Annotated in this window: 19 protein-coding genes, 1 rRNA gene and 1 riboswitch; of the genes, 5 read left to right on the top strand and 15 right to left on the bottom strand. The window is 71.4% G+C overall.

Translation table 11 applies throughout. The annotated features are described in order from the left end of the window. Window positions 1–25 precede the first annotated feature (25 nt). Window positions 26–559: an HAD domain-containing protein gene (locus ACIP82_RS05565; RefSeq protein WP_363609140.1), complete on the top strand. Its 534-nt coding sequence runs from the start codon at window positions 26–28 to the stop codon at window positions 557–559. Here the strand turns inward: ACIP82_RS05565 and ACIP82_RS05560 are convergent. After that, window positions 537–1,325, bottom strand: coding sequence for a CPBP family intramembrane glutamic endopeptidase (locus ACIP82_RS05560; RefSeq protein WP_400651191.1), 789 nt, complete (start codon window positions 1,323–1,325; stop codon window positions 537–539). The two genes, ACIP82_RS05565 and ACIP82_RS05560, sit on opposite strands and share 23 nt — an antisense overlap. A 76-nt stretch (window positions 1,326–1,401) precedes the next feature. Beyond that, on the bottom strand, window positions 1,402–2,907 hold the full coding sequence (locus ACIP82_RS05555; RefSeq protein WP_363609143.1) for a glutamate--cysteine ligase: 1,506 nt from the start codon (window positions 2,905–2,907) through the stop codon (window positions 1,402–1,404). Between the two features lie 374 nt (window positions 2,908–3,281). On the opposite strand from ACIP82_RS05555, the gene ACIP82_RS05550 reads away from it, so the two are divergent. Both ACIP82_RS05550 and ACIP82_RS05545 read left to right on the top strand, forming a co-directional pair. Next, window positions 3,282–3,854 (top strand): hypothetical protein, encoded by a 573-nt coding sequence (locus ACIP82_RS05550; RefSeq protein ID WP_363609145.1) that lies wholly within the window; start codon window positions 3,282–3,284, stop codon window positions 3,852–3,854. A 349-nt stretch (window positions 3,855–4,203) separates the two neighbouring features. After that, window positions 4,204–4,395, top strand: a complete 192-nt coding sequence (locus ACIP82_RS05545) for a DUF5999 family protein (protein ID WP_363609147.1) — start codon at window positions 4,204–4,206, stop codon at window positions 4,393–4,395. Between the two features lie 79 nt (window positions 4,396–4,474). On the opposite strand, the gene gcvP is transcribed toward ACIP82_RS05545, so the two are convergent. Further along, window positions 4,475–7,375: an aminomethyl-transferring glycine dehydrogenase gene (gene gcvP, locus ACIP82_RS05540; RefSeq protein WP_363609149.1), complete on the bottom strand. Its 2,901-nt coding sequence runs from the start codon at window positions 7,373–7,375 to the stop codon at window positions 4,475–4,477. Between the two features lie 238 nt (window positions 7,376–7,613). Continuing rightward, window positions 7,614–7,717: riboswitch (glycine riboswitch) on the bottom strand. Window positions 7,718–7,940: 223 nt separating this feature from the next. On the opposite strand from gcvP, the gene ACIP82_RS05535 reads away from it, so the two are divergent. Then, window positions 7,941–9,170 carry a PRC and DUF2382 domain-containing protein gene (locus tag ACIP82_RS05535; RefSeq protein ID WP_400651186.1) on the top strand — a complete coding sequence of 410 codons (1,230 nt, stop codon included), beginning with the start codon at window positions 7,941–7,943 and terminating at the stop codon, window positions 9,168–9,170. A gap of 142 nt (window positions 9,171–9,312) precedes the next feature. After that, window positions 9,313–10,794: an MFS transporter gene (locus tag ACIP82_RS05530; protein ID WP_400651184.1), complete on the top strand. Its 1,482-nt coding sequence runs from the start codon at window positions 9,313–9,315 to the stop codon at window positions 10,792–10,794. Window positions 10,795–10,936: 142 nt separating this feature from the next. On the opposite strand, the gene ACIP82_RS05525 is transcribed toward ACIP82_RS05530, so the two are convergent. The 12 genes from ACIP82_RS05525 to rrf all read right to left on the bottom strand — a co-directional run. Beyond that, complete coding sequence (locus ACIP82_RS05525; protein WP_400651181.1) at window positions 10,937–12,358, bottom strand: DNA polymerase IV; 1,422 nt, start codon at window positions 12,356–12,358, stop codon at window positions 10,937–10,939. A 132-nt stretch (window positions 12,359–12,490) separates the two neighbouring features. Continuing rightward, window positions 12,491–13,225, bottom strand: a complete 735-nt coding sequence (locus tag ACIP82_RS05520; protein WP_400651179.1) for a vancomycin high temperature exclusion protein — start codon at window positions 13,223–13,225, stop codon at window positions 12,491–12,493. 90 nt (window positions 13,226–13,315) lie between these two features. Next, window positions 13,316–13,975, bottom strand: coding sequence for a MerR family transcriptional regulator (locus tag ACIP82_RS05515; protein WP_363609157.1), 660 nt, complete (start codon window positions 13,973–13,975; stop codon window positions 13,316–13,318). A 223-nt stretch (window positions 13,976–14,198) separates the two neighbouring features. Continuing rightward, window positions 14,199–14,675 (bottom strand): bifunctional nuclease family protein, encoded by a 477-nt coding sequence (locus tag ACIP82_RS05510; RefSeq protein WP_030303568.1) that lies wholly within the window; start codon window positions 14,673–14,675, stop codon window positions 14,199–14,201. 75 nt (window positions 14,676–14,750) lie between these two features. After that, on the bottom strand, window positions 14,751–15,443 hold the full coding sequence (locus ACIP82_RS05505; RefSeq protein ID WP_363609171.1) for a MerR family transcriptional regulator: 693 nt from the start codon (window positions 15,441–15,443) through the stop codon (window positions 14,751–14,753). A 182-nt stretch (window positions 15,444–15,625) separates the two neighbouring features. Next, entirely contained in the window at window positions 15,626–16,507 is an 882-nt protein-coding gene (locus ACIP82_RS05500; RefSeq protein ID WP_363609173.1) for an FHA domain-containing protein, read from the bottom strand. Window positions 16,508–16,721: 214 nt separating this feature from the next. Further along, a complete protein-coding gene (locus tag ACIP82_RS05495) occupies window positions 16,722–17,765 on the bottom strand; it encodes a DUF881 domain-containing protein (protein WP_363609159.1) in 1,044 nt (347 codons plus the stop codon). A 52-nt stretch (window positions 17,766–17,817) separates the two neighbouring features. After that, window positions 17,818–18,150, bottom strand: a complete 333-nt coding sequence (locus ACIP82_RS05490) for a small basic family protein (protein ID WP_030062488.1) — start codon at window positions 18,148–18,150, stop codon at window positions 17,818–17,820. Further along, window positions 18,147–19,265 (bottom strand): DUF881 domain-containing protein, encoded by a 1,119-nt coding sequence (locus ACIP82_RS05485; RefSeq protein WP_400651170.1) that lies wholly within the window; start codon window positions 19,263–19,265, stop codon window positions 18,147–18,149. Before ACIP82_RS05485 ends, ACIP82_RS05490 begins: the two co-directional genes overlap by 4 nt. 166 nt (window positions 19,266–19,431) lie before the next feature. After that, window positions 19,432–21,927 carry a sugar phosphate nucleotidyltransferase gene (locus tag ACIP82_RS05480; RefSeq protein WP_363609163.1) on the bottom strand — a complete coding sequence of 832 codons (2,496 nt, stop codon included), beginning with the start codon at window positions 21,925–21,927 and terminating at the stop codon, window positions 19,432–19,434. Between the two features lie 124 nt (window positions 21,928–22,051). Continuing rightward, window positions 22,052–22,663 (bottom strand): CDP-alcohol phosphatidyltransferase family protein, encoded by a 612-nt coding sequence (locus tag ACIP82_RS05475; protein WP_363609165.1) that lies wholly within the window; start codon window positions 22,661–22,663, stop codon window positions 22,052–22,054. 99 nt (window positions 22,664–22,762) lie between these two features. Then, window positions 22,763–22,849 (bottom strand): 5S ribosomal RNA (gene rrf, locus ACIP82_RS05470); the annotation flags it as partial.

Genomic DNA, 22,849 nt, shown 5'->3' with positions numbered 1-22,849 from the left:
GACGGAGTCGAACCTGGGGCGCCCGATGCCGAAACCACTGCTCTTCCTGGACGTCGACGGTGTGCTCAACCCGGTCTGTCCCGGCCCGGAGAACGATTTCGACACGCACACCCTGCTCGGCTACAGCGTGCTGCTCTCGGCCCGGCACGGCGAGTGGCTGCGCGAACTGGCCGGCACCTACGAACTCGTCTGGGCGACCACGTGGGAGGAGAAAGCCAACATCCACATCGCCCCGGCGATCGGCCTGCCCCGCCTCCCGGTGGTCCGCTTCGCCGGCTACGTCCCGCAGCCCGGCGACCCGCGGGTGCCGCTGATGGACCTGTTCTCCGCCCACAAGTGGGCACCCCTGCTGCGGTACGCCGCGGGCCGTCCGTTCGCCTGGGTCGACGACGTCATCCCCGGCTGCCTGGTCCGCCGGGCGCTCTGGCGGCGCGACCGCGTCCTGCTGCCGATCGACCCCGGCCAGGGCCTCGAACGCCGGCACGTGGACCGGCTGCTCGCCCGCCCGCCGCGCACCCCGGCCGTCCCGTTCCCGGTCAGCCGGTCGGCAGCCAACTGACGTGCCCGGCCAGCAGCGCGTACCCGACGAAGGCCACCGTGTCGATCAGCGCGTGCGCCACCACCAGCGGCATCACCCGCCCCCACCGCCGGTACAGCAGGCAGAACACCGCGCCCATCACCATGTTGCCGATCAGCCCGCCGACCCCCTGGTACAGGTGGTACGAGCCCCGCAGCACCGAACTCGCCACCAGCGCGGCCGGCCAGGACCAGCCCAGCTGCCCGAGCCGGCGCAGCAGGTAGCCGAGGACGACCACCTCCTCCAGGATCGCGTTCTGCCAGGCGGAGGCGAGCAGCACCGGGATCCGCCACCAGACGTCGGGCAGCCCGGAGGGCGCCACCGTCAGGTTGTAGCCGGCCGCCTGGGAGGCCAGGTAGAGCGCGAGCCCCGAGCCGCCGATCGCGGCGGCGACGGCGGCGCCCCGGCCGAGGTCCTTCAGCTTCTGCCCGAGGTCGAAGCCGAGCACCCGCAGCGCGGCGCCCTCGCGCACCAGCAGATAGCCGACCAGTACGACCGGCATCAGGCCGCGTCCGATGTAGTACAGCTGCCAGGTGAGGTCCAGCCAGGGCCGGCCGGGGGCGCGCGAGCCGTTCAGGGTGGCGACCTGCTGGCCGAGCTTGAGCGGCTCGGTGAGCGAACCCGTGAAGCTGATCAGCGCGGCGATGCCGCTGGCCCCGAGCGAGAGCCCGAGGACGGTCAGCAGCTCCACGCCGAGCAGCCGGCGCGTGGGCGTCGCGGTCTCCGGTGCGGTCGGGACGGTGGTCACGGGGGGCTCCAGCGGGCGGGCGTCGCTCCGGCCGTCGGCCGACCGCCGGAGCGGTCATCCTGCCACAGGGCTGCTCCTAGCCCACCGGCCAGGTGTGCACCGGCTCGCCGCCGCGCATGTGCTCGATGTACCGCCGGGTCATCGCGGCGAGCGCGGCCGACCGGTCCATCCCGAACTGCTCGCGCAGCCGGTGGAAGGTCGCGCTCTGCCAGGAGGCTCCGTTGACGCGGCGCAGGCAGCGCTGCTCGATGATGCCGAGGTAGCGGTCCCGGTCGGCGGGCTCCACGCCCCACTCGTCCAGTCCCTGGTACGCCATCGGCAGCAGTTCGTTGAGCACCAGGTCCACGGCGGAGACGGTGGCCAGCCCGCCGGCCCGCCCGGCCCGGCCGCGCTGCGGCCACTGGAAGACGGCGTCGATGCCGTACCGGGCGGCCTGCTGGAAGTTCTCGTCCGCCCGGTCGAACGGCAGCCTGGTCCAGATCGGCTTCGGCTGTTCGGCCAGCACCCGGACCAGCCCGTAGTAGAAGGCCGCGTTGGCCAGGGTGTCGGCCACCGTCGGGCCGGCCGGCAGCGCCCGGTTCTCCACCCGCAGGTGCGGCACGCCGTCGCTGACGTCGTACACCGGGCGGTTCCAGCGGTAGATGGTGCCGTTGTGCAGGCGCATCTCGGCCAGCCTCGGGATCCCGCCGGAGGAGAGCACCTTGGCCGGGTCCTCGTCGTCGCAGATCGGCAGCAGCGCCGGGAAGTAGCGGAGGTTCTCCTCGAACAGGTCGTAGGCGGAGTCCACCCAGCGCTCGCCGAACCAGGTGATCGGGCGCACGCCCTGTGCCTTGAGCTCCGCCGTACGGGTGTCGCAGGCCTGCTGGAAGAGCACCGGCCTGGTCTCCCGCCACAGCTCCCGTCCGAACAGGAACGGCGAGTTGGCGCCGAGCGCGAGCTGCGGGCCGCAGAACGCCTGGGCGGCGTTCCAGACCGAGGAGAACCGCTCGGGGGTGACCTGCAGATGCAACTGCAGGGAGGTCGCGGCGGCCTCGGCCACCATGGTGATCGACTCCAGCTGGAGACGCTCGACGCCCTCGATGTCCAGGGTGATGTCCTCGCCCCGGGCCGCCACGATCTGGTCGCTGAGCAGGCTGTAGCGCTGGTTGTGGGACATCGCGTCCAGCCCGGTGTGGTCGTGCTCCAGGGTCGGGAGGATGCCCACCATCACGATCCGGGCCCCGGCCTCGGCGGCCCGCCGGTCGGCGTAGCGCAGCCCGGTGTCGATCTCCTCCCGCAGTTCCTCGAAGACGTGCCCGCAGAGCCGGTGCGGGGTGATGTTGACCTCGATGTTGAACTGGCCCAGCTCGGTCTGGAAGTCACTGGAGCCGATGGAGCTCAGCACCTGCGCGTTGCGCATCACCGGAAGACCCTGCTCGTCGGCCAGGTTGAGCTCGATCTCCAGGCCCACCACCGCTCGCGGGCGGTCGAAGCGCTCCTCGCGCAGCATCCGCCCCAGCGCGTCGAGACAGGACTGCAGCTTGCGGCGGTACTGCTGTCGGTCCGACAGGTCCGCCCGCGTCGCCACGACCTTCTCGCCCATGGTCCCCTCCTCCTGAGCCCACCCGGCCGACCGACCGTGCAAGCATCATGCCCGCCTGGAAGATCGATACCCGAGAGCTTCGAATGGCTTGCAATGCAAGGAAACTGATGGACTTTCAGCGCATCTGCCGACTTGCCCGGCGACACCGCCTGTGATAAACAGGTCACCCTGCGCACCTGTTCGAGTAGAATTCGCACTGCACTGCGCTCCGGCCGGTCTGCTACTGCTCCGAAGCCCTCGTCGACTGCAGCAGCCGCGCCGGCACCGCGATCATGCACAACCGGACACGGCCAGGTCCCGTCACCGATGACACACCGCGCCACGCCGGTATGCCGCACTCGCACGCCGATCTCGCACGGAGAGGCGACCTCGCCATGACTCTGCAGACCCCCCAGCCCCCGCCCAGTGCCCTGCGCGCGGTCCTCGCCGCGCTCGACTCGGAGACCGCGCTGCGCCAACCCGCCGCCGCAGCGCTGCTCCACCCGGCCGGCCCACTGCTCCCCGCACACCCGCTCGCGGTCTACGTCCTGGACGGGCCACGCCCCGAACTCCGCGCCGCCCGGCGAACGGGCTGGCGCTTCCTGATCAAGGACGGACCCGAGGTCGCCGCCGCGGCGGAGGTCGTACAGGGCGTGGAGGGCCACGCCTTCTCCCACTTCACCGCCGGGCCGTACCTGGACTCCACCGTCCGGGCCCTGCGCCAGGCCTGGCAGCTCGCCCAGTCCTCCCGGGCCCGGCAGCAGCCCAGACTGCTGACCTTCCCCGGCCAGTACGCGACGGCGCTGTGGCTGCACAGCCCGGACGCCGGCCCGGCCTCGGACCTGCTGATCCCGCTGGCACCGGCCCCGCTCGGGGTCACCGCGCACCGCGCCTATCCGGCCGGCGACCTGCTGGCGGCCCTGGCACGGACACCGCTCGCCGGGTCGCTGCTGCTCGGCTCGCCCTGAGGCCCCCCACGGCACCCCACCGCCATGCCCGCCCACCCGGGCGGGCCATCGGGCATGGCCTTCCCGGGCCAGCCGGACGATGGCCCGTCCGGGGGTGATTCACCCGCTACGCCACCTGAACGGGTGATCTCTGCCCGGGGGTTGTGGCGCGTGTCACGAAATCGCTGCGCGATCGTCCCCGGATGCCGACACTGGGAACCAGCGTGGAAGGACCCCCTGTCCTACCCACTTGAGCGCCGGCCCACACCTGGCCCGGCGCCGGACAGGATCCGGCTACCGCGGCGGCTCCCGATGGTCATCCGTCGGCCGCACCACGGGGTGGATCGCAGAGCGAAGCGAGGGTACGCGAATGTGCCAGCACCGTCCTGAGTGCCCGTCGGCCGAATCCGAGGACCGCGAGGCGGCCGTACCGGTGGCCTGCCACCCGGAGCAGGGCTGGAGCCTGCTCTGCAACGGCGTCCTGCTCTTCGAGGACACCGGCGAACTGCTGCCCGACGGCCGGGTGATCGCCCCGCGCCGCGCCGTCGCCCACGCCGCGTAGACGGCCGGGGCGACACAGGACGGGGCAGGGCCCCGGCGGAACGTTCCGCCGGGGCCCTGCCTGTGCCGTCCGGGCTACGTCAGGAGCCGTACTCGTCCAGCGGCGGGCAGGAGCAGACCAGGTTGCGGTCGCCGTACGCGCCGTCGATCCGGCTGACCGGCGGCCAGTACTTGTCCGCCGGGTTGACGCCGGCCGGGAAGACCGCCTCCTGCCGCGAGTAGCCGTGCGCCCAGTCGCCGGCCAGGGCGGCTGCGGTGTGCGGGGCGTTGCGCAGCGGGTTGTCCTCGGCCGCCCACGCGCCCGAGCCGACCTTCTCGATCTCGGCCCGGATCTCGATCATCGCGTCGCAGAACCGGTCGATCTCGTGCAGGTCCTCGGACTCGGTCGGCTCGATCATCAGGGTGCCGGCCACCGGGAACGACATCGTCGGCGCGTGGAACCCGTAGTCGATCAGGCGCTTGGCGATGTCGTCCACCGAGACGCCGGTCTCCTTGGTGAGCGGGCGCAGGTCGATGATGCACTCGTGCGCGACCAGGCCGCCGGGGCCGGTGTAGAGCACCGGGAAGTGCGGGGCCAGCCGCTTGGCGATGTAGTTGGCGTTCAGCACCGCGACCTGGGTGGCGTGCTTGAGCCCCTCGCCGCCCATCAGCCGGACGTACGCCCAGGAGATCGGCAGGATGGCGGCCGAGCCCCAGGGCGCGGCCGAGATCGGGCCGACGCCGGTGGCCGGGCCGGCCTCCGCCTGGAGCGGGTGGTTGGGCAGGTACGGCGCGAGGTGCCCGCGCACCGCGACCGGGCCGACGCCGGGGCCGCCGCCGCCGTGCGGGATGCAGAAGGTCTTGTGCAGGTTCAGGTGCGAGACGTCCGCGCCGAACTTGCCCGGCTTGGCGAGGCCGACCAGGGCGTTCAGGTTGGCACCGTCCACGTACACCTGGCCCCCGGCCTCGTGCACGGCCGCGCAGATGTCGGTGATCTGGGTCTCGTACACGCCGTGGGTGGACGGGTAGGTGACCATCAGCACGGCGAGGCTGTCGCGGTGCTTCTCGATCTTGACCTTGAGGTCCTCGACGTCCACGTCGCCGTCGACCAGGGTCTTGACCACGACCACGCGCATGCCGGCCATCACGGCGGAGGCCGCGTTGGTGCCGTGCGCGGAGGACGGGATCAGGCAGACGTCACGCTGGGTGTCGCCGTTGGCGTGGTGGTAGGCGCGGACGGCCAGCAGGCCGGCCAGCTCGCCCTGGGAGCCGGCGTTCGGCTGGATGGAGACGGCGTCGTAGCCGGTCACCTCGACCAGCTGCTGCTCCAGCTGACGGATCAGGGTGAGGAAGCCCTGCGCCTGGTCGATCGGCGCGAAGGGGTGCAGCTGGCCGAACTCGGGCCAGGTCACCGGCTCCATCTCGGTGGTCGCGTTGAGCTTCATGGTGCAGGAGCCCAGCGGGATCATGCCGCGGTCCAGCGCGTAGTCCCGGTCCGACAGGCGGCGCAGGTACCGCAGCAGCGCGGTCTCCGAGCGGTGGCTGTGGAAGACCGGGTGGGTCAGGTACTCGTCCTCGCGCAGCAGCGCGGCGGGCAGCGCGTCGGCGCCCTCCGCGACCTCGACGCCCTCGACGCCGAACGCGGCCCAGACGCCCGCCAGGTGCTCGCGGGTGGTGGTCTCGTCGGTGGAGACCGAGATCCGGTCCTCGCCGTCCTGGTAGACGTTGATGCCGTGCTCGCGGGCGGCCTCGGCGATCGCGGCGGCGCGGCCGGGGACGACGGCGGTGACGGTGTCGAAGAACTCGCCGTGCAGCAGTTCCACGCCGCCGGCCCGCAGGCCCTCGGCGAGGGCGGCGGCGTAGCGGTGGGTGCGCCGGGCGATGTCCGCCAGGCCGTCCGGGCCGTGGTAGACGGCGTACATCGAGGCCATCACGGCGAGCAGCACCTGGGCGGTGCAGATGTTGCTGGTCGCCTTCTCGCGGCGGATGTGCTGCTCACGGGTCTGCAGCGCCAGGCGGTAGGCGCGGTTGCCGTCGGCGTCGACGGAGACGCCGACCAGGCGGCCGGGCAGCGAACGGGCGTACTCGGCGCGCACCGAGAGGTAGCCGGCGTGCGGGCCGCCGAAGCCCATCGGCACCCCGAAGCGCTGCGAGGTGCCGCAGGCGATGTCGGCGCCGAGCGAGCCCGGGGACTTCAGCAGGGTGAGCGCCAGCAGGTCGGCGGCGACGGCGACGATCGCGCCGAGGCCGTGGGCCTGCTCGATGACGGGGGTGAGGTCGCGGACCACACCGGTGGCACCCGGGTACTGGAGCAGCACGCCGAAGACACCGCGCTCGACGATCTCGGCCGGGATGCCCGCGGAGAGGTCGGCGACGACGACCTCGACCCCGGTCGGCACGGCGCGGGTGTTGACCACCGCGAGGGTCTGCGGCAGGGTCTCGGCGTCGACCAGGAAGACACCGCCCTTGACCTTGGTGACGCGGCGGGCCAGCGCCATCGCCTCGGCGGCCGCGGTGCCCTCGTCGAGCAGCGAGGAGCCGGAGGTGGGCAGGCCGGTCAGGTCGGAGACCAGGGTCTGGAAGTTGATCAGCGCCTCCAGGCGGCCCTGCGAGATCTCCGGCTGGTACGGCGTGTAGGCGGTGTACCAGGCCGGGTTCTCCAGGACGTTGCGGAGGATCACCGGCGGGGTGAAGGTCCCGTAGTAGCCCAGGCCGATCATCGGCTGGAGCACCCGGTTGCGGCCGGCCAGCTCGCGCAGCTCCGCGAGCACCTGGGCCTCGCTGCGACCCGCGGGCAGGTCCAGACCGGTGATGGAGCGGATCGCCTCGGGCACGGCGGTGGCGGCGAGCTCGTCCAGCGAGCCGTAGCCGACCTGGGCCAGCATCTTCTCCTGCGCGGCGGCGTCGGGGCCGATGTGGCGGGTCTCGAAGGGGCTGGCCTGCTCAAGCTCGGTGAGGGTCGCGGCGCTGGTGGAGCGTCCGGCGTTCGGCTGGGCGTTCATGGTGGTCGAGGCCTCCTGGTCACGGACCGGCGGGGGTCCGCACGCCGGACGGCTCCGATCGCTGCGGACAGCGGCTCGGCCCGGGCGGACGAACCCGACAGGCCTCCCCCTCTGTCATCGGGACCTGAGAGCTTCACCCGCACGGTGCGCTGTGGGCGCACCGTCGGCTTGCACCGTCGGTGAGGGTGGTGGCCGCCGGCTCCCTCGCCGGCGGTCCTGCCCTGCTTTCCAGAGTGACCTATCCCACACGGTACGGATGCCTGAGAGATTCCGGGGAGGAGTTGCTCCTTCGGCGCCTCGACCAGCGGTTTTCGCGGTCGGGGACTCTCCCGAGCGGGCTCGGCGGTCGCGCCCAGGGTACCAGCGGGAAGCCCTCCGATCACGGGTACGTCAGGTCACTCGGCCACTTCACCCGTGACCCGTACAGCGGAGCACCCGGCCCGGACGGCTGCACCCGGCTCGCGTATGTCTGGTTCATGGCTTTTGGTGTGAAGTGGCGGAGGGAACGGGTGCTCAAACCGCCGGCCTACGGCGTTCCGCAGGAACAGCTGCACGGGAGGAAAGAGTGCAAACCGATATCGATCCCCGGGACCTCATCGGCCACAAGGCGGTGGACCGCAACGGAGACAAGATCGGCACGGTCGACGAGGTGTACCTCGACGACGCCACCGGCCAGCCGGAGTGGGCCGCCGTCCGGACCGGCATCTTCGGCCGGGACGCCTTCGTCCCGCTGACCACCAGCGAGTTCTCCGGCGACGAGCTGCGGGTGCCGTACGACAAGTCCCTGGTGAAGGAGTCACCGGACTTCGGCGTGGGCCAGCACCTCTCACCGGCCCAGGAACTCCAGCTCTACCGCTACTACGGACTCGACACCCCGGCGGACGACCGCTCCGGGCCCGACACCGACCAGCCGGCCGACCTGGACTTCGGCGCCGTCCCCCCGGCGGAGAAGGCCGCCGACGCGGCGGGGGCGGGCGCGGCCGCAGGCGTCGCGTCCACCGCCGCGGCTCCGGCCAAGCACCTCTCCTTCCACTCCGCAGACGCCGCGCCCCCCGCCGGGCCGCTCGCCTTCCACTCCGCCGACACCGCGCCCGCCAAGCACGCCACCACCCCGGCGGTCGACCTCGGCAAGCCGTCCGGACCCGCCCGGGAGACCGCCTCGGGAGCCGGCACCGCCACCGCGCCCGCCGCCGCGCCCCGGCCGCAGACCACGGAGCCCGACACTCCGGCCGTCGACGGCGCCCCAGTCGTCGACGGCGCCCCGGTCGACGCCGCACGGCCGGCCCCGCCCGCGCTCGGCAGCCCGGTGGAGCTCACCTGCCGCGAGGAACGGCTGGAGGTCACCACCGAGTGGCACGTCCTGGGCACCGCGAAGCTGCGCAAGTACGTCATCACCGAGGCGGTGGAGCACCGCGTCCCCGTGGTCCGCGAGCGGGTCCGGGTGGAGCGGACGCCCGTCAGCGAGGCCGAGCGCGCGCTCATCACCAACAAGGAGATCGCCGAGTCCGTCGAGGAGGTCACGCTGCGCGAGGAGCGCCCGGTGGTCCGCAAGTACCTGGCGCCCGTCGAGCGGGTCCGCCTGGTGGTCGAGCGGTACACCACCGAGGAGGTGATCCGCGACGAGCTGCGGCGCGAGCACATCGAGGTGCACGACGCCACCGCGCCCGCCCCGCCCCCCGCGACGGCGTCCGTCCACACGCCCGTACCCCCGGCGGCCCACACTCCGCACCCGGCCACAGCCGCCCGTGCGGTGGACGAACCGGCCCGCGAGGCTCCGGTCCGGCCGCTCATCTGAACCGGACATCAGCAGGACCCCGGGCCGCCGCGGCCCGGGGTCCTCGACTTTGCCAAAGCTTCACCAATCGATATTTGACACACTGAAGTATCCCCCTGCATGGTTACTTCAGTTCATTCACCATGTACAGGAGGAAGCAACCGTGAGTGAGGCACCACAGCCCACCACCACGAAGCCAAGCAGCGCCCGGGTCCTGCCGGCCCTCATCCTGGCGATGCTGTCGTTCAGCGTGGTGCAGACCGCGGTCGTTCCGATCCTGCCCTCGCTGGCCAAGGAGCTCGGCGTCTCGGGCTCCAGCATCACCTGGCTGATGACCGCCAACCTGCTCTCCGCCGCCGTGCTGACCCCCCTGCTGGGGCGCTTCGGCGACCTGCGCGGCCGCAAGCCGATGCTGCTGATCTCGCTGGCCGGCCTGGTGGCGGGGTCCGCACTCGCGGTCACCACCCACTCCTTCACCTGGCTGGTCGTCGCCCGCGTCCTCCAGGGCGCCGGCGGTGGCGTGCTGCCGCTGGCCATCAGCATCGTCCGTGACGAACTGCCCAAGCAGAAGGTCACCGGCGGCGTCGCGGCGATCAGCGCGTCGATGGGCGTCGGCAGCGGCCTCGGCCTGGTCGCCACCGGCCTGCTGCTGGAGCACTGGAGCTACAAGTCGATCTTCTGGATGGGCCTGGTCTTCGGTCTGCTCGCGGTCGCCCTGGTCGCCTTCCGGGTGCCCGCCGACCCGGTCACCGACAAGGACGGCGGCGCCGACCCGCTCGGTGCGATCACCCTGGCCGGCTGGCTCTCCGCCCTGCTGGTCGCGGTCAGCCAGGGCAACCACTGGGGCTGGACCTCCACCAAGACGCTCGGCCTGTTCGCCGTCGCCGCCGTGGTCGCCCTGATCTGGGGCGTCATCGAGGTCAAGGTCAAGCACCCGCTGGTCGACATGACGATGATGTCCCGCCCGGCCGTCGCCTTCACCAACCTGGCCGGCCTGCTGATCGGCTTCGGCATGTACGGCTCGTTCATGGTGATCAGCAACTTCGCCCAGACCCCTGAGAAGCTCGCCCACTACGGCTTCACCGCCACCGTGCTGCACGCCGGCATCATGCTGCTGCCCTCCGCGCTCGGCTCGATGGTCGCCGCCCCGCTCGGCGCCCTGCTGATCGCCCGCCGCGGCCCCCGCCTCCCGCTGGTCCTCGGTGGCGTCCTCGGCGCCGTCGCGATGGCCTACCTGGCCCTGCGGCACAGCCACGAGGCCGACATCTACACCGCCTCGGCGATCTTCGGTCTGGGCATCGGCCTCGCCTTCTCGGCGATGCCCGCCTACATCAACGGCGCCGTCCCGGTCGAGCAGAGCGGCATCGCCAACGGCATGAACGCCGTGCTGCGCACCGTCGGTGGCGCGATCGGCACCGCCGTGATGGCCGCCATCCTGACCGGCGACACCATGAAGCTGCCGATCCCGGTCTCGCTCCCCACCCTGGACGCCTACAAGCACGCGTTCTGGACCGCCGCCGCGGTCTGCGTGGTCGCCGGCGCCGTCCCCTTCCTGATCCGCAGCGTCAAGCCCGCCACCATCGTGGCCCAGGGCTCCGCGGCGAACCACGCCTCCAGCCCCGAGCTGGTGAAGACCGACGCCTGACGAGGCGTCCACCCCCGCGCTCAGGGACAGGGCGCGGGGGACCGGACCCCGAACGGTCGACGAGGGCATCGCGGCCGTCCGAGGCCCGGCACGGCACGCGGCCCCACCCGGATCCCCCGCCGGGTGGGGCCGCTTCGTATGTTCAGCCGTCCCCTGCCGAGCCTTCGGCCCGACCCGCCTCCCCGTCGTCGGGAGCCCCCTCGTCCCCGCGCAGCGGCAGCGGCCGGGCCGGCTCCAACGCCGGATCGTCCACCGCGAAGGTCCGCACCCGGCCCCGCCCGCTCCACGGCGTCTCGAACCGGACGGTCACCCGGCCGACGCCACTGCCCTGGACCCAGCCCGGCCCGAACCCGGCATGGCGGACGTCCTGCCCGGGCATCCAGTGCCGCACCCCGGCCGCCACCGGCTCGGGCTCCGCACCGGTCGTCTCGTCCTCGTCCGCCTCCCGCTCCGCAGACTCCTCCCGGACGGCCTGCGCGAACAGGTCCTCCTGGGTGTAGTCGGCCAGCTGCGAGACCCCGACACCGAGCAGCCGCACCCCGCCGGTGATGTCCACCTGGCCGGCCAGTCGGCGGGCCGTCTCGGTGATCACCGTCTCGTCGTCCGTCGGGCCGCGCAGCGTCTCCGAGCGGGTCAGCGTGGAGAAGTCGAACCGGCGGACCTTCAGCACCACCGTCCGGCCCGAACGCCCGGCCGCCCGCAACCGGCGCACGCACCGCGCCGCCAGCACCTCCACCTCGCGCAGCACCCGCTCCCGGTCAGCCAGGTCCACCTCGAAGGTGTCCTCCACCGAGACGGACTTGGCGTCCTGGTCGGCCACCACCGGCCGGTCGTCCAGCCCTGTCGACATCTGGAACACACCGGCGCCGTGGGCCCTGCCGAGCAACTGCACCAGCTCGGCCTCCCCCGCCTCCGCGAGATCGGCCACGGTGTTCAGACCGGCCCGGCGCAGCACCTGCTCGGTGGCCGGCCCGACACCGGGCAGGGCCCGCACCGGCATCGGCCCGAGCACCGCGCGCTCCTGGCCGGGCTCGATCAGCACCAGCCCGTCCGGCTTGGCCTGCTCGGAGGCGATCTTCGCCATCAGTTTGGACCCGGCCGCCCCGACCGAGGCGGTCAGCCCGGTGCGCCGGTGGATGTCCGCGCGCAGGTCCTCCGCCAGCGCGAGCACCAGCCGCTCCCCCGTCGCGTGGTCCGCCGCCGCCAGCGCCGGTCCGTACGGGCCGGCCTCCAGGTCGACGAACGCCTCGTCCAGGCTGAGCGGCTGCACCAGCGGCGACAGCTCGCGCAGCAGGCCCATCACTATCTCGCTCACCTGCCGGTAGGCCTCGAACCGCCCGGACAGGAACGCCGCGTTGGGGCAGAGCCGGCGCGCCTGGGCCATCGGCATCGCCGAATGCACCCCGAACTTCCGCGCCTCGTACGAAGCGGTGGAGACGACGCCACGCCCGCCCAGCCCACCGACGATCACCGGCTTTCCACGCAGGCTCGGCTTGGCCGCCTGCTCCACCGCCGCGAAGAAGGCGTCCATGTCGAGGTGGATGATGCTCGGCAGTGACCGCACTCGCCGATCATGCCGCACGGGTCCGACAGTCCGTACGAACCCGGCCGCCGCCCGTCACCCGTCGGCCGTCACCAACCGCCGGGGAGCCTGCCAACCTGGACCGATGCCACGCTGGATCGACGCCGCCCGGGGTCAGCGCTGCCCCGCGACCGACCCCGCGTCGGCCAGTGCCTGCGGAATGCCCTCTTCCGCAGGGCCGAGGAACACCGGATCCGGCCGCAGCCAGGCGTTCAGCGCCGCTTTTCCCGCTCCCGGGATCTCCCGCAGCCCGCCGTACAGCCAGGTGGCGTCGTGCAGCTCCGGTACCCCGACCGCGTAGGAGTCGATGCCCGCCGCCTCGCAGAGCGCCAGCGCCCGCCGGACGTGGAAGTCCTGGCTGACCAGCACCGCCCGGTCAACCCCGAAGATCCGGTGCGCCCGGGTGCAGGAGTCCCAGGTCTCGAAGCCCGCGTAGTCGCCCACCACCCGCACCTGGGGCACCCCGTGCTCGACCAGGTACTGCCGCATCGCGTCGGTCTCGTCGTAGCTGTCCCGCCCGTTGTCACCGGTGACCAGGATCGCCTGGACCTTCTGCAGCCGGTACAGGTCGACCGCCGCGTCCAGTCGGTGGGCCAGATACGGCGACGGCTTGCCGTCGAAGAGCCCCGCGCCGAAGACCACCGCCACCGGTGCCGTGGGCGCGCTCTCCACCGTGCCCACCCGGTCCCCCGCCGACATCCACAGCCAGGCGCTCGGCGCCAGGGCCAACGAACAGCAGCTGGTGGCGAGTTGGAAGATCCTGCGCTGGGTGCGCCGCCGCCGCAGCCGGACGCCGAGCCGCAACGCCCGCCGCCTCAGCAGACCAGGTATGCCGGAGCCGGACCGCACATGCCCTCCCGTGATCGGTTCACCAGGCACGACGAGGCCGCGGGCCCGGACGGTTCCCCGTCCGGGCCCGCGGCCTCGTCAGCTCCCGCGTCAGCCCGCGCGGTTGCGGCGCTGCGCCAGCTCGTCCGCCGGGTCCTGTCCGATCACGGTCTCACCGGTGTCCGTACGCTCGGCGTGCAGCCGCCCGAGGGACCGCTCCAGCTCCTGCCAGACCGCACCGACCGCGATGCCGAAGACACCCTGACCGCCCTTGAGCAGATCGACCACCTGCTGCGGCGTGGTGCACTCGTACACCGTCGCGCCGTCGCACATCAGCGTCAGCCCGGCCAGCCCGGTGACCTCCGGGGACTGCAGATGGGCGACCGCCACCCGGATGTTCTGCAGCGAGACACCCGCGTCCAGCAGCCTCTTCACGATCTTCAGCAGCAGGATGTCGCGGAAGCTGTACAGCCGCTGGCTGCTCGCCGGATACACCGACCGGACGCTCGGCTCCAGCAGCCCCGTCCGGGCCCAGTAGTCCAGCTGGCGGTAGGTGATCCCGGCCGCGGCACAGGCCGTCGGGCCCCGGTAGCCGATCAGCTCGGAGGTCGGCGCGAGGCGCTCGATGGCCGGCTGGCCCGGCTGTACGGCGGGGAACCGGCCCACCCGGGGCAGCTCCGGCCGGTGCAGGTCAGCCACGCTGCGAGCGGTGCGCGACATGTGCACGGCGCACAGGCCTCCCACGGCCGCTTCATCGCCGGTGCTGATCATGCCTACCTCCGTCCACTCGTCCTGCGGGCAACCCAGGCTGCGGGCGAGAGACACCCTGACAACCACTCCTGACGGTAGGCAGTCCCCTATGGCCCGTCAACGATCGCCACGCCGAGCGGGATAAACCGCGTCACTCGGGAGAGTGGTTTTTCGTGCCCCTAGTGTGGGTAAGTAGTCGCCTTTTGGCAAAATGACCGAACGCCCGCCCCGCCAGGTCTCCGCATTACTGCGGACCGCTGCCGCCGAAGTCCTCGGGCGACACCTGATCGAGGAACTCGCGGAACTTCTCGACCTCGTCCTCCTGCTCGTCCGGGATCGCGATGCCCGCCTCCGCGAGCACCTCCTCGCTCCCGTAGATCGGCGTGCCGGTCCGCAGCGCCAGCGCTATCGCGTCGGACGGCCGGGCGCTCACCTCCACCCCGCCGGCGAAGACCAGTTCGGCGTAGAACACGCCCTCCCGCAGATCGGTGATCCGCACCTCGGTGAGCTGCTGGCCGAGCGCCTCCAGGACGTCCTTGAAGAGGTCGTGCGTCAGCGGGCGCACAGGCGTCATGCCCTGCTGGGCGAAGGCGATCGCGGTCGCCTCGCCGGGGCCGATCCAGATCGGCAGGTACCGATCGCCCCCGACCTCCCGCAGCAGCACGATCGGCTGGTTGGAAGGCATCTCCACCCGGACACCCACGACGTCGAGCTCATTCACACAGGCAACCCTATGGCCCTCGACCCGGATATGAAAGCGCAGAGTCGACGGCGCTGGTCAGCGCGGTGGGGCAGGCTACGAGCGGATTCGCAGGCCGGCCTGGACCATGGCCGCGTGGAGCCGCACGGAGAGCGTGGCCAGCTCCCTGGCGGTGGCCTCGGCGTGGGCCCTGGTCTGTGGGTTCCGGTGCCGCCGCAGCGGCGCCACGACCTGCTCGACCAGCGCGATCTCGCGGTCCGCGGCGGCCTTCATGGCCCGCAGGTGGCGCGGTTCCAGGCCGTACCGGCCCAGCTCCGCGACCAGCCGGGCCACCTGCAGCGCCTCGCCGTCGTAGCCGCCGTCCGGACCGGGTGCGACCAGCCCGTACGACTCCCACTCGGCCAGTTCGCCCTCGCCCGCCTCGGCGGCGGCCAGCAGCTCGGCCCGGCCGAGCCGGACCCCGGTCGAGGCCTCGGCGGCCGCCACCAGCTCGCGGTCCGCCTCCTCCATCGGCCCGGGCCTGGCGTCGGCAGGGGGCAGCGCGGGCGGGTTCTCGCCGCGCTCGATCGCGTCCAGGTGCTCGCGGATCACCCGTAGCGGCAGATAGTGGTCGCGCTGCATCCGCAGCACGTACGCCAGCCGCTCGACGTCGGCCGGACTGAACTTGCGATACCCCGAGGGTGTGCGCTGCGGCTCGACCAGGCCCTCCGCCTCCAGGAACCTGATCTTGGAAATGGTGACCTCGGGGAAGTCGTCCCGCAGGAAGGCCAGCACCGCTCCGATGCTCAGCAGCTCGTCGCCGGCGCGCCGTCGGCCACCCCCGGCCACCCGGTCCGAGTGGATCGGGCGCCTGGGGGCCGCGACCACCCCGCGCACGGTCTGGTCCGCTTGCGAACCGGACGACGCGGGGTTGGCCGCCCCGAGAGATGAAGGGGTGTTCGCACTCACTCGGGCTCCTGCCAACGTTGGGGTCAGTACCCCCGGTTATGGCCGGCGAAGAACACCAGCCGGTACTTCCCGATCTGCACCTCGTCGCCGTTGTTCAGCGACACCTCGTCGATCCGCTCCCGGTTGACGTAGGTGCCGTTGAGGCTGCCCACGTCGGCGACGCTGAAGCCGGCCGGGGTGCGGCGGAACTCCACGTGCCGCCGCGAGACCGTGACGTCGTCGAGGAAGATGTCACCCTGCGGGTGACGTCCGGCCGTGGTGATGTCCGAGTCCAGCAGGAACCGGCTGCCCGAGTTCGGGCCGCGCTGGACGATCAGCAGGGCCGAGCCCGGCGGAAGCGCGTCGATCGCCGACAGCACCTCCGCCGACAGGGCCGGCGTGGCGCCGGTGCCGGTGGTGGTGTTGGGGTCGTACGACTCCAGGCCGGAGATCGAGATGGTCGACGTGGTCTCCGCCGCCCCCTCGGGCAGCGCGCCACCGCGCAGCGCCATACCGCAGTTGGAACAGAAGCGGGCCGCAGCCGGGTTCTGGTTGCCACACCTGGGGCACGGAATGGGGCCAGCCATGTTCACAGCCTCCTGGCGCGGCACACCCGACGGGTTGTGCCCGGCATACGGGTCCGGGGCAAACCCTCCACCAGAGGTTGAGGGTCCTGACGGGAAACCTATGCGCGGGGCGCCGGAGGGGTCAACCGACGCGCCGTAGCCCGCGGAATTTCCCGCGTACTGGGCGCCGGCACCGTCCCGGAACAACGGCCGCTCGGCGTAGTCCGCCCCCTCTGGGGCGGAGCGCATGCCCGGCACGGCGGGCTCTTCGTCGGCGCGGCGGTGACGCGCGGTGGGCGCCTCGACGGCGGCCGCGTCACGGCCCTTGTTGCGACCGAACAACTTCGAGAAGAAACTCACGGGCGAATCCCCTTGCGTGTGACAGACCCGCCCGCGGGGCAGGGTGAGAACCTCGGACAGGCTGCGGGCCCGGTCATGGATCGGGCCGGCTGGAGTGGTACTCCGACGGGTGGTGTTCCGGCGTGTGCTGGTGTGGACCAGTCTCGCCCACGCGACGGCGGCCTCCCGTACCGGGGGCCGCCCGCGGGTGACGGACCGTTCGACAGGTGCCCCGTCACTTCGGAGCCGGCTTGGCGTACTGCGGTGTCTTCAGATCGACGAGAGCGTCGACGACCACCTTCTGCTGCTGGGAGATGGTCGCCCGCGCCTGATGGCTCTCCAGGGTACGGACCACACCCCCCGGGATGTTCAGCGCGGGTGTGAGGTCCTGCGGGTTCCCCACGACGGTGAACCGATAGGGCTGCGAGACCTTCTTGCCGTCGATCTGCACGCCGCCGCCGGACACGTCGGTGAAGTAGGTGTTGACCACCACACGCACATCGTTGATCTGAATCGCCTCCGCCCCCGCCGCTCGGAGTTCCTGCAGGGTGTCCAGCAGCATATCTGCCTTCACCTGCCCTTGGGGATCATCGACCGTCAGTACGATGCCCGGACCAGTGGCTTTGACGGTCCCGGCAAGCACGCCGAGCTCCGTCACCTTCTTCCTGGTCTGTTCCTGGGCCTCCTTGGCCTGGTTGGAACTGTTCTCCAACTTGGCCAGGGACTGCTCGAGCTCCGCCTTCTCCTGCTGGAGACGCTGCTGGCGGCTGTCCAGTTCGTCGAGGATACGAACAAGATCCTCCTGGCGTGCGCCACGCAGCTGGCTGTGGTGGTCGTTCGTCGAACGCACCTGGATCGCCAGCGCCAGACCGAGCGAGAACAGCAGCACCGCCACGACCAGCTGGCCGCGCGACAGGCGCGGCGGCCAGAGCGCCGCCTTCAGGCGCCGCCGACCCGCACCGCGGTCGTCGGCGTCCGGTTCCGCCCCGGGTTCGGCCGGCTCCTCCGCCGCTCGTACCCGCTCCGCCTCGGGCGCCGTCCCGGCGGCCGGTTCCGGCCCGGGCACCGCCACCGGCTGCGGCGCAGGCGCGGCGGGCTCGGCCGCCGCCTCGACCTCAGCCTTGGCCTCAGGCTTCGCCGGCCGCCCCTCGGCCTCCTGCTCGGCCTGGCCGCCGTTCCCCTGGTCGGACGACCCAGACCCCGCGACGGGCCCTTCCGGAATCCGCTCCGGCGCCTTGCCCGCCGCCTTCTCAGGCCCCTCGCCGCTGCCCTCGCGCACGCCGTTTCCTGCCCTTTCGTCCATGTTCCCGTCCGCCGGCCCGCGGTCCGGCTCAGGCACGGAAGACATGGCGCCTGATCGCAGCGGCGTTCGAGAAGATGCGGATACCGAGGACGACGACCACGCCGGTGGACAGCTGCGAGCCGACGCCCAGCTGGTCCCCGAGGAAGACGATCAGCGCCGCGACCACCACGTTCGACAGGAACGAGACGATGAACACCTTGTCGTTGAAGATCCCGTCCAGCATGGCCCGGACGCCACCGAAGACGGCGTCCAGCGCCGCCACCACCGCGATCGGAAGATACGGCACGACGGCGTCGGGCACCTCGGGCTGGACGAAGAGCCCGACGACCACCCCGATCACGAGACCCAGTACGGCAATCACGGTCTAGCTGCTCCTGTCCCTGCGGAGGAGGGCGGCCCGCTTGTGGCCGCCGTGGGCGTGTGGGCTGTCGCGGTCCTGGCGGAGGTGGTCGGCGTGCGCCTGCCCGAGGGCTGCCCGCTGGGCGTGGCCTTCGACGAGGCCCCGGCGGAGGGGCTCTCCGAGCCACTGGCGGACGGTGGCACACCGGCGGAGGCCGAGGAGCCGGGGGCGGCCGACGGGCTCGCCGTCGGCGCCGGCTCGGGCGTGGCCGGCTGGGCGGTCCGCAGTGTGACGCCGACCGCCGCCGGCAGGGTCAGCTTCTTCTGCGCCGAGATCGTCGACTTGATGCCGTACTTCTCCTGGAGCAGCCGCAGGTACTGGCCCGCCATATTGCCCTCGAAGGCGGTGACCAGCTTCGGACCGTCCCCGAGCGCCTGCACGTTGTACGGCGGGACCAGCGGCCGGTTGTCGACCAGCACCGCCTCGCCGGCCGCCCGGATCGCCGAGAGCGCGGTGAGCCGCTGCCCGTTGATCGACACCGCCTCCGCACCGGACTCCCAGAGGCCGTTCACCACCAGTTGAAGATCTCGGTCCCGGAGGCGGCCGCTGTTGGAGAAGCCCTGCCCGGCGCGCGGATCGACGTTCCCGCCCGCGCCGGTGCCGCTCGCGTCCTCCAGCACCAGTTTCACGCCCGGCCCGGCGACCTCCCCGAGCCCGACGGTGCCCGCCAGGTCGGCCGGATCCGTGTCCCCCGAGTCCAGCGCCTGCTGCTGCGCATTGTCGGCCTTCCGCCGCAGGTCCTGGACCTGCTGCTGGAGGTGGTCCACCGAGCCGTTGCTGTCGTTGATCCGCTGGATCAGCGCGTCGCGTTCCTTGGCCAGCGTCGGCTCGGCCTTGTGCGCGTTGACCGCGCCCACCGTCACCACGGCCCCGACCAGGGCCAGCCCGGCACCCAGCGTGAGCAGGCCCCGGGCCGTGCCCGGTATCCGGCTGTCGCGGTCACCGCCCTGCGCCGCGGCCGCCTCGGCATAGCCCTCGTCCAGACTGTGGTCCATCACATTGGTCAGCAGGGACATCGAGGCGTCCGGACGGTTGTACCGTCCGTTACGGGCACCCGGTGTCGGCGTCGCTGGCATGCGGACCATCGTCCCATGTCGGCGGAGGACCCCGCGCACACCCCCTGACCTGCACACACGCCATAAGCGACGGATCATGACCAAGAGTGCGAAAACGGACAGCGGGGCGGTACGGGACATCCCGTACCGCCCCGCTGTCCTGACCGCGGTTCTCAGGCCCCGGCCGTCACCGCCCGGCCCCGTCGACCACTGCGGCCCACTCGTCCAGCAGCGCCTCGGTCGCCGCGTCGTCCGGGCCCTCCGCCCAGAGGTGGGTGATCGCCTCGGCCGGGTCCGGCAGCACCAGCGTCCAGCGCCCGTCGGCCTCGACCACCCGCACACCGTCGGTGGTGTCGAGCCGCCGGCTACCGGCCGCCTCCACGACCGAGCGCATGACCATGCCCTTCGCCGCCCACGGCGTGGCGATGTCCCGGCGCCGGATGTGCGCCTGCGGGATCCGCGCGTCGATCTGGCTCAGCGTGAGCTGGGTCCGGGCCACCAGGCCGACCAGGCGGACGAACGCCGCCGCACCGTCCAGTACGCCGCTGAACTCCGGCACGACGAAGCCGCCGCGCCCGTCCCCGCCGAACACCGTGCCGTCGGCCGCGGCCGCCTTGGCGAGGTCGTCCGGCGAAGTCGTCGTCCAGCAGACCTGGGTGCCGTGGTACGCGGCCACCTGCTCGGCGATCCTGGTGGTCGTCACCGGGAGCGCCACCTGGCCACTGCGGCGCTCGGCCGCGACCAGGTCGAGCAGCACGAGCAGGGCCCGGTCGTCGTCGATCACCCGGCCCAGCTCGTCCACGAACGCCACCCGCTCGCCCACCGGGTCGAAGCGCACGCCGAAAGCCGCCCGGGACGACGCCACCAGCTCGCCCAGCCTGGCCAGCCCGGCCCTGCGCTCCTCCGCGTCCTCGGTGGGCCTGGACTCGTCCAGCCCGCTGGAGACGGTGAGCGCCTCCACCCCGAGCCGGCCGAGGATGCTCGGCAGAACGAGTGCGGCACTGCCGTGCGCGGTGTCCACGACCACCTTCAGTCCGGCCTCGCGAACGCCCGTGGTGTCCACCGTCCGCAGCAGATTACCCGCGTAGGAGTCGAAGACGCTGGACGGGAAGGTCAGATCACCGATCTCCCCGGGGAACGCGCGCCGGTACTCCTGGCGTGCGTACACCCGGTCGAGCTTGCGCTGCCCGGCCTGGGAGAGGTCGGCCCCGCGTTCGTCGAAGAAGAGGATGTCGAGCGAGTCCGGCACCCCCGGCGTGGTCCGCAGGAAGATCCCGCCCGCACTCCCGCGCGCGGTGTGCTGCCGGGCTACTGGCATCGGCACGTTCTCGAGGTCACGGACGTCGATCGCGCTCGTCTGCAACGCAGAGATCATCGCCCGTTTGAGTGCACGCGCACCACGCGAGTGGTCACGCGCAATGGTGACGGTGGCCCCCTTCTTCAGGGTCGTCGCGTACGCGCCGGCCAGCCGGACGGCCAGCTCGGGCGTGATCTCGACGTTCAGGATGCCCGAGACACCGCGCACCCCGAACAGGTGCTCCTGGCCGCGGGATTCCCAGATCACCGAGGTGTTGACGACCGCACCGGCCTCGATGGTCTTGAACGGGTACACCCGGACATTGGCCGTGATGATCGACTCCTCGCCGACCAGGCACTCGTCCCCGATCACCGCGCCGTCCTCGATCCGGGCGGCCCGCATCACATCGGTGTTCTTGCCGACCACACAGCCGCGCAGGTTGCTCTGCGGTCCGATGTAGACGTTGTCGTGGATGACCGCCCGGTGCAGGAAGGCGCCGCGCTTGACGACCACGTTGCTGCCCAGCACCGTGTGCTCGCGGATCTCCACCCCGGCTTCGACCTTGGCGTAGTCACCGATGTAGAGCGGCCCGCGCAGGACCGCCTCCGGGTCCACCTCCGCGCCTTCGGCGACCCAGACACCCGGCGAGATCTCGAACCCGTCGAGCTCGACGTCGACCTTGCCCTCCAGGACGTCCGCCTGGGCCTTGCCGTAGCTCTCGTGGGTACCCACGTCCTCCCAGTAGCCCTCGGCGACATAGCCGTAGACCGGCTTGCCCTCCTTGAGCAACTGCGGGAACACATCACTCGACCAGTCGACGGACTCCCCCGCGGCGACGTAGTCGAAGACCTCGGGCTCCATGACATAGATACCGGTGTTCACCGTGTCGGAGAAGACCTGACCCCAGGTCGGCTTCTCCAGGAACCGCTCGACCCGCCCCTCGTCGTCGGTGATCGTGATACCGAACTCCAGTGGATTCGGCACCCGGGTCAGACAGACCGTGACCAGTGCGTTCTTGCTGCGGTGAAACTCGATCAATTCCGTGAGGTTGAAGTCGGTCAACGCGTCACCGGAGATCACCAGAAAGGAGTCGTCCTTCAGCGCGTCCTCGGCGTTCTTGACACTCCCCGCAGTGCCGAGCGGCGTCTCCTCGTTGGCATATGTCAGATGCATTCCAAGCTCTTCGCCGTCACCGAAGTAGTTCTTGACCAGTGAGGCCAGGAACTGCACGGTGACGACGGTGTCGGAGAGGCCGTGCCGCTTCAGCAGCCGAAGCACATGCTCCATGATCGGCCTGTTGGCCACGGGAAGCAGCGGCTTCGGCATGCTGGAGGTCATCGGGCGGAGCCGGGTGCCTTCGCCCCCTGCCATTACAACGGCTTTCATTACGGGTGCGTCCTCCTTCGGGGTGGTGGACCTGCAGGTCCATCAAACCGTTCCAGAGGTTCTTCTACCCGGAAGATATCGTCCGACGCACCGTGTCGCCGTGGCACTTCTCTCAGATCACGTCTCAGCCTGTGGACGCGGCGCCGGCCCGGATGATCCGCCGCGCCTGAACGGCGTAAAGAATACCGGCCCACCAGTACAACGTGGTCCCCCACCAGATGAAGGCCCAGCTCACGGCCTCGGCCAGCCGCGAGATCCAGCTGTCGCCGACGCCGAGCAGGAGAAGCGGAAACGCGTACATCAGATTGAATGTCGCGGCCTTCCCCAGAAAACTCACCTGAAGCGGCCCATAACCATGCCGGTTCAGAATGGGCAGAAGCGCCAGGATAAACAGTTCACGCGCGAGCAGGATGCCCGTGACCCACCACGGCAGGATCTCACGCCAGGTCAGGCCGACCAGAGTGGAGAGGACATAGAGCCGGTCCGCCAGCGGGTCGAGCAGCTGGCCGACCCGACTGATCTGCCCCCACCTACGGGCGAGCTTGCCGTCCAGGTAGTCGCTGATGCCACTCAGCATCAGGATCAGCAGCGCCCAGCCGTCGTTGTTCGGCCCGTCGAACACCGGCCAGAGGATCAGCCAGAGAAAGAGCGGAACACCGACCAGCCGGCCCATGCTCAGCAGGTTGGGGATGGTGAGGACGCGATCGGTCTGGACCCGCGTCTCCTGGACCTCCACCCGGGAGCCTCCTGTACCGTGTGACGACTTTTGCACATTGACCTTACAACAGAGAAGCCCCCGCCCGGTTCACCCGGCGGGGGCTTCTCTCGAATGATTGTTCGGCGGCGTCCTACTCTCCCACAGGGTCCCCCCTGCAGTACCATCGGCGCTGTGAGGCTTAGCTTCCGGGTTCGGAATGTAACC

This window comes from Kitasatospora sp. NPDC088548, assembly GCF_044753005.1.
GTDB lineage: Bacteria > Actinomycetota > Actinomycetes > Streptomycetales > Streptomycetaceae > Kitasatospora.
This window is presented reverse-complemented; position numbering and strand designations above follow the sequence as displayed.